Genomic DNA, 12947 nt, shown 5'->3' with positions numbered 1-12947 from the left:
ACAACGAGTCTCTTGGGACCCATAGACGTTTTTCGTGCGCCGCTTCACTGGTGTGTGCCGGGGAGCAGCCCCCCACCAAGCAGCTGCTGCTCAAGGCCGGGGATAGCTGGAAGGGCAGCCTGTCCTGGGACGGCGTGGTGCGGGCAGAGGGCTGCGCCCCGGTGGGCGAGTCCCGGCCCGGCACCTACGTGGTCCAGCTCATGCTGAGCGGAGAGAAGATCGGCGGCCAGCACGTGCTGGTACTGGAGTAGCGCCGGCGCGGCTGCCGGTACCAGTGCGGGCAGCGCGCGTTGGGCGGCGGCGCCGGTGCAAGGCCGGCGCCTCGGCTATCCCACGCAGGAACCGGCCCGAGCGGAGGCGAGCAACCAATGTTGGTGGCGGGCGCTAACGTGAGGGCATGGCAAGAAACGCTACGCAGTACCGGTGCTCCGCCTGCGGCGCCAAGCCCGTCAAGTGGACCGGGCGGTGCGCCCGGTGCGGCGAGTTCGGCACCATCGCGCAGGAGGCCGCCCCAGCGGCGCTCTCCGCAGGCGGGCAGGCGCCCGTCAAGGTCAGCGCCCCACGCCAACCCGCCAAGCCGGTCACGGAGGTGATCCTGGCCGGACCCGCCACCAGGCTCAGCACCGACTGCCCGGAGTTCGACCGCGTGGTGGGCGGGGGCCTGGTGCCCGGCCAGGTTCTGCTGCTCAGCGGCGAACCTGGCGCGGGCAAGTCCACCCTGCTGCTCACGGTGGCCAACTCCGTGTGCGCCACCTCCGGCGGCAGCGTCCTCTACGTCAGCGGCGAGGAATCGGTGGAGCAGATCGCCGTGCGCGCCCGCCGGATAGGCGCGAACTGCCCGGGGCTGCTGCTCAGCGACGAGACCGAGCTCGGTGCCGTGATCGGTCTCATCACGGACACTGCGGGCCTGGAACTGGTGATCGTGGACTCGGTGCAGACCATCGCCTCGGTGCAGGTGGAAGGCCGCGCCGGGGGAGTGGCTCAGGTGATGGCCGTGGCCCAATCCCTCACCCGGGTGGCCAAGGAACTCGGGGTACCGCTTTGCCTGGTGGGGCAAGTAACCAAGGAATCGGTGGTGGCCGGGCCGCGCGCGTTGGAGCACGTCGTGGACACCACGCTCTCCCTGGACGGGGACCGGCACACCTCCCTGCGCCTGCTGCGCACCGTGAAGAACCGCTACGGTCCGGCCGACGAGGTGGCCTGCTTCGAGCAGACCGACGCGGGGCTGGAGGAGGTGCCCGATCCCTCCGCGCTCTTCAGGTCCCAGAACGGGCAGGCCGGGCCGGGGGTGTGCCTCACCGTCACCGTGGAGGGCCGCCGCCCGCTGCTGGCGGAGGTGCAGGCACTCACGGTGGCCTCCACCGTCCCCAACCCGCGCCGGGGAGTCTCCGGGCTGGACTCCTCCCGCTGCGCGATGCTCGTGGCCGTCTCCGAACGCACCGGCCGGCTGCGGCTGGGAGACAAGGACCTGTTCCTGGCCACCGTGGGTGGGATCAGCCTGCGCGACCCGGCGGCGGATCTGGCCGTCTGCCTGGCCGTGATGTCCGCCGCCCGGGAGGTCGCCCTGCCCGCCGGCACCGGGGCGATCGGCGAGGTCACGCTCGCCGGGGAGGTGCGCCCCGTGCCCATGATCGCCCAGCGGGTGGCCGAGGGCGTGCGGCTGGGGCAGCAGCGCATCCTGGTGCCCGCCGGCACCGCCGCCAAGGTGGCCCGTGCCCACCAGCGCCACGTGGTGGAGGTGGGCACCCTGGCCGACGCCGCCGCGCAGGTGGGGCTGGCCCGCGCGCGCTGACCGGTCCGGGGCCTAGTCGGCAGGGCCGGTGCGGGGCCTAGTCGGCAGGTCCCGCAGGGAATGTGACGAGGGGTTTGGGGCGGTGGATGCGGAATCGTAACCGTGCCGAAGGGCGGCCGGCGGGGCGTCGGCCATAGGCTTTACCGCAGTGTTTTGGGAAGGGGGCAGGCAGAGGGTGAGCGAGCACGCGGGTGCACTGACCATGAAGGAGGCGCTGCGCGCCGTCGCGCCTGGCACCGAGGTCAGGGACGGCCTGGAGCGCATCCTGCGCGGCCGAACGGGCGCGCTGATCGTCCTGGGCTGGAACGAGCAGGTGGCGCAGCTGTGCTCCGACGGCATCGAGCTGGACGTGGAGTTCTCCGCCACCCGCCTGCGCGAGTTGGCCAAGATGGACGGCGCCGTGGTGGTGGACCACTCCCGCGGGCGGATCGTGCGAGCCAACGTGCAGCTCACGCCTGACACCGCCATCCCCACCACCGAGACGGGCATGCGCCACCGCACCGCCGCCCGCGTGGCGCGCCAGACCGGCCTGCCGGTCATCACGGTCTCCAAGTCCATGGAGGTGGTCGCCCTGTTCCTGGGCGCCGAACGGCACGTGCTGGAACCCTCCACCGCCATCCTGGGGCGCGCCAACCAGGCGATCGCCACCCTGGAGCGCTACACCACCCGCCTCGAGGAGGTCTCCAGGGCCCTGACCGCCCTGGAGTTCACGGACATGGTCACCATCCGCGACGTGGCCGTGGTGCTGCAGCGCCTGGAGATGGTGCGTCGAATCGCCGCGGAGATCGACGACTACGTGGCGGAGCTCGGCACGGACGGCCGCCTGGTCGCCCTGCAGCTCGACGAGCTCAACCGGGGCGTCTCCAGGGACCGCTCCCTGGTGCTGCGCGACTACGTCGCCTACCCGAGCGAGCTGGGCGCCGCCGAGTCCCACCTGACCTGGCTGAACTCCTCCGAGCTGGTGGACTTCAGCATCGTCGCGCGGGCGCTCGGGTGGAAGGACCCGCAGGGGCTCGGGCTGGACCTGCCGGTCACCCCGCGCGGTCACCGCATGCTGGCCCGCATCCCGCGGGTGCCGTCGGTGGTCGCGGACTCCATCATCGCCCAGCTCGGGCCGCTGCCCGCCATCCTCGCGGCCAGCGAGGAGGACCTGCTCACGGTGGACGGGGTGGGGCCGCTGCGCGCCCGGGCGGTGCACGACGGCCTAGACCGCCTGGCCCAGGTCACGGTCATCGACCGCTTCGTGTGACCCGGGCCAGGGGCCGGTTACTTGATCTCAGTCCAGCCGTCCCGGTTCACGGTGAAGCCCTTCTTGTACACCGTGTTCCAGCAGGACATGCCGGTCTCTGCGGAGCGGCAGACGCCGTCGCCGTACCTGACGCTCTGCCCGTAGCCGAGCACCTGTGGTGCGGTGCCGTAGAGGTCGGCGCAGGCGGGCGCGTCGCCGCGCCCGGAGGCGTAGAGCGAGCCGTCCTCCTCTAGCGACACCTGCATGACGGGACGTCCCAGGTCATCCAGTCCGTAGGGCTTGTCCGTGCTCCAAGAGCTGACGACGCAGTAGAGGGCGGAGTCCTTAAACATGTCGCAGCAGATGTTCCCGGACGGGGAAACGATGATCGCCACGGCTACACCGTCAGGGTTGTGGATCGACTGGGGCGGCTGGGCGGCCGGGGGAATGTCGAACACAGGCGCGGGCGCCGCTGTGGGCTGCGGAGCCGGTGGTGCCTCAGGTGTTCGCGTGAGGGCCGGTGGCGCCTGGTCGGTTGGTGCCGGTGGGGCAGGACTCTCCTCACCGGGAGCGGTGGCTGCTGGGCTGTCGGTCTGCGTGGGAGCCGCAGCGGAAGCAGCGGGTGGGGTGGTGTGGCCTTCCCCGTCGGGCCGGGCCTCGGAGCCCCTGCCACAGGAGGAAAGCGAGAGGGGGACAAGCGCCAGGAGCGCTATGCCGGTAAGAACTCGTCTCGAATTGTGCGAGCGGAACATGTGAGCTACCTCCCTTCATCTTCCAGGTTATCGGAGGAAGGGAAGGGGAGATTGGAACTCCGGGCGGCGAATGTGGCTCGTCGTGGATGACGGTCGCACGGCCCTGGCCCCCAGGCTCGCAAATGCTGCAACGGGGTACATGTGACCGCTTGGTGCCATGGCACCGGTCGGTCGGATGTACCCCGAACTCGCTCTTGTGCGCTCGGGGTCACGGTGCCGGGCGAGGGGCCGCAGCGCAAACCCCTGCCGCGCGGATGGGGCGCAGGCAGGGGCTTGCTACCGGGCGGGCGGATTGACCCAGCCCGAGGGTAACGCTCACGGGCGGGCCGCGAAAGCCTCCAGGAGAGAGGCGTCCCCGGAGACGATGATGACGTCGTTGGGCTGGATCATCGTGTCCTTGGAGGCGTACTCGAAGGGCTCGCCGGGGCTCATCACGCCCAGCACGGTCACGCCGTACTTGGTGCGAATCTGCGACTGCGCGAGCGTGAAACCGTGCGTTTCACGCGGCGGGCGCATCTTGACGATGGAGAAGCCCTCGCGCTGCATCTCGATGTAGTCCAGCATGCGCCCGGAGACCAGGTGGGCGGCGCGCTGGCCGGCGTCGTACTCGGGGTAGACCACGTGGTGGGCGCCGATGCGCTTGAGGATCCGGCCGTGTTCCCGGCTGGTTGCCTTGGCCCAGATCGAGCCGATGCCCAGGTCCACCAGGTTGGCGGTGGTGAGCACGGAGGCCTCCAGCGACGACCCCACCCCGACCACGGCTGAGGCGAACTCACGGGCACCCAGCTGTTCCAGGGCCTCCAGGTTGGTGGCGTCGGCCTCGGCAAGGGCCAGGCGCCCCGACCACTTCTGCACCTTGGCGGGGTCGCGCTCCACCGCGAACACCTCCCGCCCCAGGCGGTCAAGTGTCACGGCCACGGCGGAGCCAAAACGGCCCAGTCCGATTACGAGGGTGCCCGAGCCGGGTGCCTTGTCTGCCACGGCTGCCTGCCTTCCTAGAGTGGTGGGGTGAGCCCGCAGCGCGGGTCACGCTGCAATTGTGGCGCACGGCGCGGCGCGGCGAAAGTTACCTGCACCAGTGGGCGGCGAAAGCGGCAAGCCGCAGAGCGGACGCCGCCAAGCCCAGTAGTCCGCCTCCGGGCGCGCATTAACCGATGAGCGGGGCCTCCTCCGGCATGCGCACCACGCGGCGGCGTTGACGCATTGCCAATGCCGCAGCCAAGGTCATGGTGCCGGTGCGGCCCAGGTACATGAGGGCCACTAGCACGGCCTTGCCGCTGGTGGGCAGCTGGCCGGTGCGACCGGTGGACAGACCGGTGGTGGAGAAGGCAGAGATGGCCTCGTAGAGCATCATGTCCATGCTGAATGGAGTGAGGATGAGCAGGGTCAGGGTGGCGGTGCCCACCAGGAGGGCGCCCATGAGGGCCACGGACACGGCCAGGCGGACGGTGGAGGGCGGAATGCGGCGCCCAAATGCCTCTATGTCCCTGTCTCCTCGCGCTTCGGCCACGATAGCGAAGATGAGGACCGCCAGCGTGGTGACCTTGATACCGCCGGCGGTGGAGGCAGAGCCACCTCCCACGAACATGATGGCGTCTTGCAGCAGCCAGGTGGCGGAATCCATGTCCTCCACCGGCACGGTGGAAAGTCCTAGCGTGTGTGCGTTGAAGCCGGAGACCAGGGCGGCCTGGATTGCCTCGTTCCAGGTCAGATTGCCAAACGAGGCCGGGTTGTCGCGCTCCAGGAACCAGACGCCCAATCCTCCCAGCGCACTGAGGCTGAGGAAGAAGGTGATGGTGATTTTGGAGTGCAGGGCCCACTTCCGGGGGGTGCGCCAGCGGGGAAGCACGTCCAGGAGGACGGGGAATCCGATGGCTCCCATGCTGGTGCCTAGCACCAGCGGGATGGTCATTCCCCAGTCTCCCACGTAGGCCTCTAATCCCTCCGGCAGGATGGAGAATCCCGCGTTGTTGAAGAAGGACGCGGCCATGAATGCGGCGAAGAACGCGGAATCGCCAGTGGGGTGGCCTAGCGCCTGGAAGTGTATGAACAGGGAGACGAACCAGATCGACTGCACCGCCAAGGAGGCAATCAGTACCACCCTGACCAAGGCTCCCACTTCCCCCAAGCGGCTGGAGCTGGCCTCGGAGGCAAACAGGAGCCGCTGGGTGAGGCCGATGTGGCGGGAGACCGCCAGGCTGAGGATGGAGGACAGTGTGATGACTCCCAGGCCGCCCACCATCATGGAGAGCATGATGACGGTTTGGCCAAAGCGCGACCAGTACTCCACCGTGTCGACGGTAGTGAGGCCGGTGACGGAGACGGCGGAGGTGGACACGAAGAGCGCGTCGATGAAGGGCGGGCGGTGCCCGTGCCGGGTGGCCAAGGGGGTCCACAGCAGCAGGGTGGAGATGGTGATGACGGTGGCGAAGACGCCCAGGGTCATGCGGGCGGGGGAGGTGCGCGCGACGTCGTCGATGAAATCGCGGGTGCGCCTGGTCAGCGCCTTGATTCTTTTGCGCACCGATACCTCCTTTCCGCCGTTGTGCGGGCGGGCCGGCTGAGGGGCCGACGTTGCCGCACTGCCGCCCCGTGCGCTGCCGCGCCGCCATTTTGCGGTTTTGGGGGCGAGAGCCGGGGCACGCGTGAGCATACTCGTCTTCGACGTTAGGGGGCAGTGGCGCTAAGTGCTTGACGCAACGCCGCTAATTTTGGCTTCGGGTGGGTGTTTCCCGGTATGATCGCGCATCAGGCGTGTGGCATCGCTGCGCGCGACTTGCCACCTGGCCTATCGAAGGAGGGTACGAATGGGATCCGTCATTAAGAAGCGCCGCAAGCGCATGGCGAAGAAGAAGCACCGCAAGCTGCTTCGCAAGACCCGTCACCAGCGTCGCAACAAGAAGTGAGCTCTTAGGGCCCGGCATTTTGCCGGGCCCTTTGCTTTTGTCCCAGTTGGTGGGGTAGGTCTACGGGATAGACTGCCAAGGGTGTGATGGAAGCGGGGTGTGCCGGTGGGGACTAGGAACGTTTCACGCGGTGTTTCTGGCGAGGGGCTGGACGCTGCCGACCTGCTGCCGTGGGAGCACACGGAGGAGCAGTGCCAGGCCCACCAGGTTGCTTTCGGTCTGGATCCGAGCGCGGTGGAGGGACACTGGCACTTCTCTGAGGCCGAGTACACGGCCTGGCGTGGGCTGCTGCACGGCTCCCTGGCGCTCTACGACGATCTGAACAGGAACCTGGAGGCCAACTGCGGTATCACGCTGGGCGAGTACGAGGTGCTGGTGACCTTGGTGGATGCCGAGGGGCACCGGCGCCGGATGGCGGAGCTGGCCGACCTGGTGTCTTTTTCTCGCTCGCGCCTGACGAACACGGTCAATCGCCTGGAGGCGCGGGGACTGGTGACGCGCGTGTCTTGCAAGAACGACGGGCGCGGGGTGATCGCGGTGTTGACGCGGCGGGGCGCGGAGTACCTGACGGAGGTGGCGCCGGTGCACCTGCGCGCGGTGCACGAGCGCCTGGTGGAGCGGCTCACTGCGGCGCAGCTGGTGCAGTTGGCGCAGATCATGGAGGCCTTGGTGCCGGGCGTGTGCGCCCCGAAGCGGAGTTAGGAGGCGGTCATGGCCCGCACTGTTGTTCATTTGATGCGTCACGGCGAGGTGTTTAACCCGGAGGGTGTGCTGTACGGCCGGGCGCCGGGCTACCACCTGTCCCAGCGGGGGGAGGCGATGGCGCAGCAGGTGGCCGACGTCCTTGTGGCCGGCGGCCACGACATTCGCGCCGTGATTCACTCGCCGTTGGAGCGGGCCGAGGAGACGGCCACCCCCACGGCCCACGCTTTCGGGGTGCCTTTGCAGGCCGATCCGCGCCTGATTGAGGCGGGAAACCTGTTGGAGGGGCTGCCGGTCAATCGTTCCCGCGCGGTGTTGGCCAACCCCCGCTACTGGTGGTACTACCGCAACCCGTTCAAGCCTTCCTGGGGGGAGAGCTACCGGGAGCAGGCGCAGCGCGTGACCGCAGTGGTGCGGGACGTGCTGGGGCAGGTGGAGGGCGGTGAGGCCCTGCTGGTCTCCCACCAGCTGCCGATTTGGGCCACGCGCCTGTTCCTGGAGAAGCGCTGGCTTGCCCACGATCCGCGCAAGCGGCAGTGCGCGCTGGCCTCGCTCACCTCTTTGACGTTCGAGGGCAGGCGCCTGGTGGGGCTGTCTTATTGGGAGCCGGCCGCCGAGCTGGTGGCGCAGGCCAGCGACATGGTGCCGGGCCGTTCCGGTGCGGCGTTGAACACCGGCCAGTCCGGGTAAGGGCTAGGGGGACGACGTTCCTCCCGCCTCCTAGCTCTTGTCGGCGCCCCCCTGACCGTCCTGGTCGTCGGGGGCGCCGGCTTCGTTGTGGCCGCCGCTCGCAGCGGGATCCTGATGGGTGGGGCCGGCGGCAGCGTCGTCCGTCCCGGCCTGACCGCGCGGGCGCAGCAGGTCGCGGCGGGCCTGCTCCTTCTTGGCGGCGTCCTGGGCGGCGCGGCGGCGGCGCAGCTCCTCGGCCTTGAGGCGGAAGAGGAACTCGGGGTCGTCGTCGGGGGCGAGCTGTGCGGGCGCCTCGTCCTCGTGGCGGCGCTGGAAGCCCACCAGCGCGCCCAGGGAGGCGCCGGCGGGGGAGCCGCTGCGGTCGCGGGAGTCGCGCTCGGCTTGGATGCGCGGCATCGCCTTGGTGACCACCAGCCAGACGATCGCACCGATGGCCGGCTGCACTAGGGCCACCACGATGAACCAGACCAGGCGGGGGATGCCACCTACGCGTTCGTCCTCGGTGCGGGCCACGTCTACCAGGGCGTAGATGGTCAGGACCAGGGGAAGCAGGTAAAGCACGATGCGAGGCATGGCCCAAGCCTAGGCGTTAAGGCGCCGTTACAGCGCGGCGAACACCCACAGGAGCACCCATGTGGCGGAGTAGGCCAGGGTGAGGGCGGAGGCGCGCTGCAGGGCGGTGATCAGGTCGCGTCCCTGCGCGCCTCGCAGCACGGGCAGGGCGATGACGGCGGCCGCCAGGGCCAGCAGGACCGCGAAAGGGAAGGCGGTGCTGAACGGCGCGGTCATGACGGCGGCAAGGGGCGGGACGGCCAGCAGGGCGGTGAAGGCCCAGCGGGCACCGCGCGTGCCGAGGCGGACGGCCAGGGTGTGCTTGCCGGCGGTGGTGTCCGTGGCGATGTCGCGGATGTTGTTCACCATCAGCACCGCGCAGGCGTAGGCGCCCATCGGCAGGGCGAGCCACAGGTCACCGGCCACCAGGTAGTCGCGCTGCACGTAGAGGATGCCCAGCACGGCCACCAGACCGAAGAAGATGAAGACGGCCACCTCGCCCAGGCCGGCGTAGCCGTAGGGGCGCTTGCCGCCCGTGTAGAACCAGGCTGCAGCGATCGCGGCCACGCCCAGGGACAGCAGCCACCAGTGCCCGGAGAGCGCCACTACCGCCAGGCCCGCAGCCGCCGCCACGCCGAAGGAGACGAAGGCGGCGGCCCTGACCTTTTCGGGGCGGGCCAGCCCGCCGCCGGTGAGGCGGGCGGGGCCAAGGCGCACGTCGTCGGTGCCGCGCACGCCGTCGCTGTAGTCGTTGGCGAAGTTCACGCCCACGGTGAGGGCCAGGGCCACCAGCGTGGTCAGCACGGCCACGGCCCAAAAGTAGGGCTGGCTGTAGTCCTGGCCGGGCGCTGCGGGGCCGGGCAGCCCGGGCGCGGAGGGGGCCAGGGCGGGGGTGAGCCTGTTGGCGGGCGCGCCGTGGCCCTCGATGTACGCGGTGCTCAGCGTGCTGAAGTAGGCCGCTCCGTTTGCAAGCAGGGCCGGGGCCAACGCCAGCGGCAGGGTGCGAAGCCGGGCGCCCTGAATCCAGAGCCCAAGGTTAGCCATCTCTCCTCCTCATTGACCGGGCCAGTCTAGGCCGCCCGGCCGCGGTGGCGAGGTCTTGGGCGGCGCGCGGCGGGGACCTGGGCGGCGAGGACTTGAGCGGCGCGCGGTGGGGACCTGGGCTGGGCGCGGCGGCGAGGACTTGGGCGGCGAGGACTTGAGCGGCGCGCGGTGGGGACCTGGGCGGCGAGGATGCGGGCGGCGGGGACGCGGGCGGTGAGGACCTGGCTGGGGCGCGGCAGGGACCTGCGCTGGCGCGGCGTCCGATCGGTCGCCGACACCCTCTGCGCGAGTGGTTCGCGCGCCCCCGGTGCTCCTTGCCTCCCCTGGCGGCGAGGGGGCTATCTTTCCGCCGGGGCGGCAGGCGGTCTATCCCTCCACCGAGACGCCAGGCGGGCTCTCCTTCCGCCGAGCAGCAGCGCGCCGGACTCAGATGCCCTCGCGGGCGTGCGGCGGCTATTGCCCGCCGCCGTCCCGAGTCGCGCTGGGCGGGGCGGCGCGTCCCTGCGCGGCGGCCAGTTCCCTGCAGGCCGCCCTGTCCATCTTCCCGCCGGGCAGCAGGGGTAGCTCCGGCCGGACGACGATGCGCTTGGGCCGCCAAGCCGCCGGCCACGATCGCGCGGCGGCCACCAGTTGCCGCTCTAGGGCGGCAGCTTGGTCTGCGGGCAGAGGGGCTGCGGTGGGGGTCGGGGCCGCTGGTGAGACGAGGGCGACCACCGCCTGGCCCCAGCGCTCGTCCGGCACGCCCACCACGCAGGCGCCGGCAACTAGCCCAGTGGCCAGCAGGGCTTCCTCCACCGCAGCGGGGGCAACCTTCTCCCCGCCGGTGTTTATGAGGTCGTCCGCGCGCCCCAGCACGCGCAGGCGGTGGCCGTCCCAGCTGCCCAGGTCGCCGGTGCGGTGCCACCGGTCGGAGGCGGGTGCGGTTGGGGCGGGCGGAGTAGCTGGGCTGGTCGGCAGCGGCCCGGGGGCGCCCGGACTCACGGGGACGACGACGGGAAAGGCCGCCTCGGTCAGCTTGGCCTCCCCCAGGTAGCCCTCTGCCAACGCGGGCGGCCGCAGGTAGATGCGGCCGACCACGGCGTCGTCGTGGTCGGCGCCAGCTGCGGGCGCTCCCGGCTCGCTACCGGCCGCGCCCGGGGTAGTCGAGGGGGCCGGGGTGATGGTCGGCGGGGCCGGGGAGTCCGGGGCGATGGCCAGCGGGACCCGGGAGCCCGGGCCTTTGGCGCTGACCGGGCCGGTGGGTTCCACGTACACCAGGGTTCCGGGCAGCGGGACGGAGCCGTAGACACAGCCGCCGCAGGTCTCCGTCATGCCGTAGGTGGTCGTGACGCTGATGCTGGCCGCGGCGGCCGCCGCGGCCAGGGAGGGGGCCAGGGACGCTCCGCCCACCAGGACAGTCCTGGCCCTGGACAGCGCGGCGGAATCCGCCCGGGACTCCAGCACCCGCTGCAACTGGGTGGGCACCAGGGACACCACGGCAGTGGCCGTAGGCAGGGCCCCCAGGCAGGCGCTGAGGAGCGTCGGGGAGAATCCCCCCGTCAGGTCCACCACCGCCGGGCGCGCGCCCTGGAGCAAGGCGCGCCAGAGAACCAGCAGCCCGGCCACGTGGAACGTGGGCAGCGCGAGCACCCAGTGCAATGAGCCATCGCCGGCGCCAGCCTTCCCGTCACCCGCGCCGACCTGCCGGTAGCCGGCGCCAGCCTCGCCGTCGCCGGCGGTGATGTCGTCCGTTAGCAAGGCGGCAGTGGCGGAGGCTGCCGCCACCGGGCTGCCTGAAGGCGAGCTGTCTGACCCCGTCCTGCCCGAACCCGTCCTGACCAGAGCCGAGCCAATCGGCGCCACAGGCGTGCCGGTGGGCGTGGGGAGAAGGCCGCAGGTCGGGTCCGTTCCCGGCCCGCCGAATCCCTCGGCGGGGCTCGCCCCTCGCCGCAGCGTCGGCGAGGGCCCTGCACCCAGATGCTCCAGCGTCGCCAGACAGGACAGGGTCAGCGCACGTGCAGATAGCCCCACCAGGCGAGGCACACCGGTGGAACCCGAAGTCGCCACCACTACGTCCGTACCGGGCAACCCGGGCAACCCGGACTCGATCCGCTCGCGCAGGCCGGCAACCTCCCGGGACGAAAGAGCAGGATCGTGCACGAACACCACCGGCAACTCGCCGGTGCGCCGCCGGTCCGCTCCTAGCACCGGGCGGGAGGCAACGTCGTCCACCCCGGCGCGAACCAGCGGCAGCAGCGCGGTGGTAAGGGAGGCAACGTCGTCCACACTGCACCGGCCGGGCAGCACCAGGAGGGGGCGGCAAGACATGCCGACAGCATATCCAGCGCGAAACTCATCCCGTGGGACGACCCCCGTAGCCCAAACGGGCTAGTTACGCGCGCCACAGAAAGGGCCATCGGGTGGATCACGCGTCGAACGGGTCGGGGCCAGAATTAATTCATGAGCAGGCCCCAGGTTTCGCCGCGAGATCACCTCTCAAGCGAGCCCGGCCAGTCAGGGAAAGAGACCGAACGGAAAACGCGAATGCTAGACGGTTTGAGGGAGCCGATCTCGTGGTTCGCGTTGGCGCTATCAGCCACGTCGCTGATCGCACTCGTATACGGGATCACCCGGCTGGTGGGCAAACTGCTCTTGGCTGTCACAGGGCTAGTTGGCAGCCTCTGAATGTGTGCCGGGCAGGAGTTGGAGGGCTCCTGCCCGGCACCTTTTTGTGTCCGACGGCGCTGGGGTTGTTGGGACTCGACGTTCGTGGCTTGGACTCGACGTTGGGGTGTTCAACTCGACGTTCTGCCCCTGGTTAACGTCGAGTTGAAGCTCCAAACGTCGAGCTGGAACACCAAACGTCGAGTTGGGGCGTCAAGGGCCCGGCCCCTGGTGACACCAGCCCCTGCGCCGTTGGCGGGCGCACCGCCGCGACTCGCCACCCAGACTCCACCACCAGCCCCTGCGCCGTTGGCGGGCGCACCGCCACGACTCGCCACCCAGACTCCACCACCAGCCCCTGCGCCATTGGCGGGCGACTGGGTTGTTGGGACTCGACGTTCGTGGCTTGGACTCGACGTTGGGGTCTTCAACTCGACGTTCTGCCCCTGGTTAACGTCGAGTTGAAGCTCCAAACGTCGAGCTGGAACACCAAACGTCGAGCTGGGGCACCAAACGTCGAGTTGAAGCTCCAAACGTCGAGCTGGGGCGTCAAACGTCGAGTTGGGGCGTTAAACGTCGAGCTGGGGCCCTGAGTGTCGGGTTTGGGTTAGTGGCCGAGGCTTGTGGGTGTGGCAGGG

Annotated in this window: 12 protein-coding genes and 1 pseudogene; 7 read left to right on the top strand and 6 right to left on the bottom strand. The window is 70.2% G+C overall.

Annotated elements, in window-relative coordinates; all coding sequences use genetic code 11:
- The 3 genes and pseudogenes from AC4PWQ_RS04305 to disA form a co-directional block, all read left to right on the top strand.
- A pseudogene (locus AC4PWQ_RS04305) lies at positions 1–251 on the top strand (hypothetical protein); the annotation flags it as partial.
- A gap of 146 nt (positions 252–397) precedes the next feature.
- On the top strand, positions 398–1792 hold the full coding sequence (gene radA / locus AC4PWQ_RS04300; RefSeq protein ID WP_492089849.1) for a DNA repair protein RadA: 1395 nt from the start codon (positions 398–400) through the stop codon (positions 1790–1792).
- A 175-nt stretch (positions 1793–1967) separates the two neighbouring features.
- On the top strand, positions 1968–3041 hold the full coding sequence (disA, locus tag AC4PWQ_RS04295; protein ID WP_371173772.1) for a DNA integrity scanning diadenylate cyclase DisA: 1074 nt from the start codon (positions 1968–1970) through the stop codon (positions 3039–3041).
- A 17-nt stretch (positions 3042–3058) separates the two neighbouring features.
- On the opposite strand, the gene AC4PWQ_RS04290 is transcribed toward disA, so the two are convergent.
- The 3 genes from AC4PWQ_RS04290 to AC4PWQ_RS04280 form a co-directional block, all read right to left on the bottom strand.
- Entirely contained in the window at positions 3059–3478 is a 420-nt protein-coding gene (locus AC4PWQ_RS04290; RefSeq protein WP_492089848.1) for a hypothetical protein, read from the bottom strand.
- Between the two features lie 609 nt (positions 3479–4087).
- Entirely contained in the window at positions 4088–4753 is a 666-nt protein-coding gene (locus AC4PWQ_RS04285; protein ID WP_371152825.1) for a potassium channel family protein, read from the bottom strand.
- A 166-nt stretch (positions 4754–4919) separates the two neighbouring features.
- A complete protein-coding gene (locus AC4PWQ_RS04280) occupies positions 4920–6296 on the bottom strand; it encodes a TrkH family potassium uptake protein (protein ID WP_492089847.1) in 1377 nt (458 codons plus the stop codon).
- 283 nt (positions 6297–6579) lie between these two features.
- Here AC4PWQ_RS04280 and AC4PWQ_RS04275 point away from each other — a divergent pair, with 283 nt between their 5' ends.
- The 3 genes from AC4PWQ_RS04275 (at position 6580) to AC4PWQ_RS04265 (ending at position 8070) form a co-directional block, all read left to right on the top strand.
- A complete protein-coding gene (locus tag AC4PWQ_RS04275; protein WP_003792170.1) occupies positions 6580–6678 on the top strand; it encodes a 30S ribosomal protein bS22 in 99 nt (32 codons plus the stop codon).
- A 105-nt stretch (positions 6679–6783) separates the two neighbouring features.
- The gene (locus tag AC4PWQ_RS04270; RefSeq protein ID WP_492089846.1) at positions 6784–7380 is read left to right on the top strand and encodes a MarR family winged helix-turn-helix transcriptional regulator; all 597 of its coding nucleotides are present in this window, start codon (positions 6784–6786) and stop codon (positions 7378–7380) included.
- Between the two features lie 9 nt (positions 7381–7389).
- Entirely contained in the window at positions 7390–8070 is a 681-nt protein-coding gene (locus tag AC4PWQ_RS04265) for a histidine phosphatase family protein (RefSeq protein WP_371152821.1), read from the top strand.
- 30 nt (positions 8071–8100) lie between these two features.
- On the opposite strand, the gene AC4PWQ_RS04260 is transcribed toward AC4PWQ_RS04265, so the two are convergent.
- The 3 genes from AC4PWQ_RS04260 to AC4PWQ_RS04250 all read right to left on the bottom strand — a co-directional run bounded on the left by AC4PWQ_RS04260 (position 8101) and on the right by AC4PWQ_RS04250 (position 11973).
- Positions 8101–8643 carry a PLDc N-terminal domain-containing protein gene (locus AC4PWQ_RS04260; protein WP_371152820.1) on the bottom strand — a complete coding sequence of 181 codons (543 nt, stop codon included), beginning with the start codon at positions 8641–8643 and terminating at the stop codon, positions 8101–8103.
- Between the two features lie 27 nt (positions 8644–8670).
- Positions 8671–9666 carry a 1,4-dihydroxy-2-naphthoate polyprenyltransferase gene (locus AC4PWQ_RS04255; RefSeq protein ID WP_492089845.1) on the bottom strand — a complete coding sequence of 332 codons (996 nt, stop codon included), beginning with the start codon at positions 9664–9666 and terminating at the stop codon, positions 8671–8673.
- Positions 9667–10119: 453 nt separating this feature from the next.
- Positions 10120–11973 (bottom strand): AMP-binding protein, encoded by a 1854-nt coding sequence (locus tag AC4PWQ_RS04250; RefSeq protein ID WP_492089844.1) that lies wholly within the window; start codon positions 11971–11973, stop codon positions 10120–10122.
- Positions 11974–12105: 132 nt separating this feature from the next.
- On the opposite strand from AC4PWQ_RS04250, the gene AC4PWQ_RS04245 reads away from it, so the two are divergent.
- On the top strand, positions 12106–12330 hold the full coding sequence (locus tag AC4PWQ_RS04245; protein ID WP_371152817.1) for a hypothetical protein: 225 nt from the start codon (positions 12106–12108) through the stop codon (positions 12328–12330).
- The last annotated feature ends 617 nt before the right edge of the window (positions 12331–12947 follow it).

This window comes from Buchananella sp. 103232 (assembly GCF_058725725.1).
Note: the sequence above shows the minus strand (reverse complement) of the source record. Positions and strands in the feature narration are given on the sequence as shown.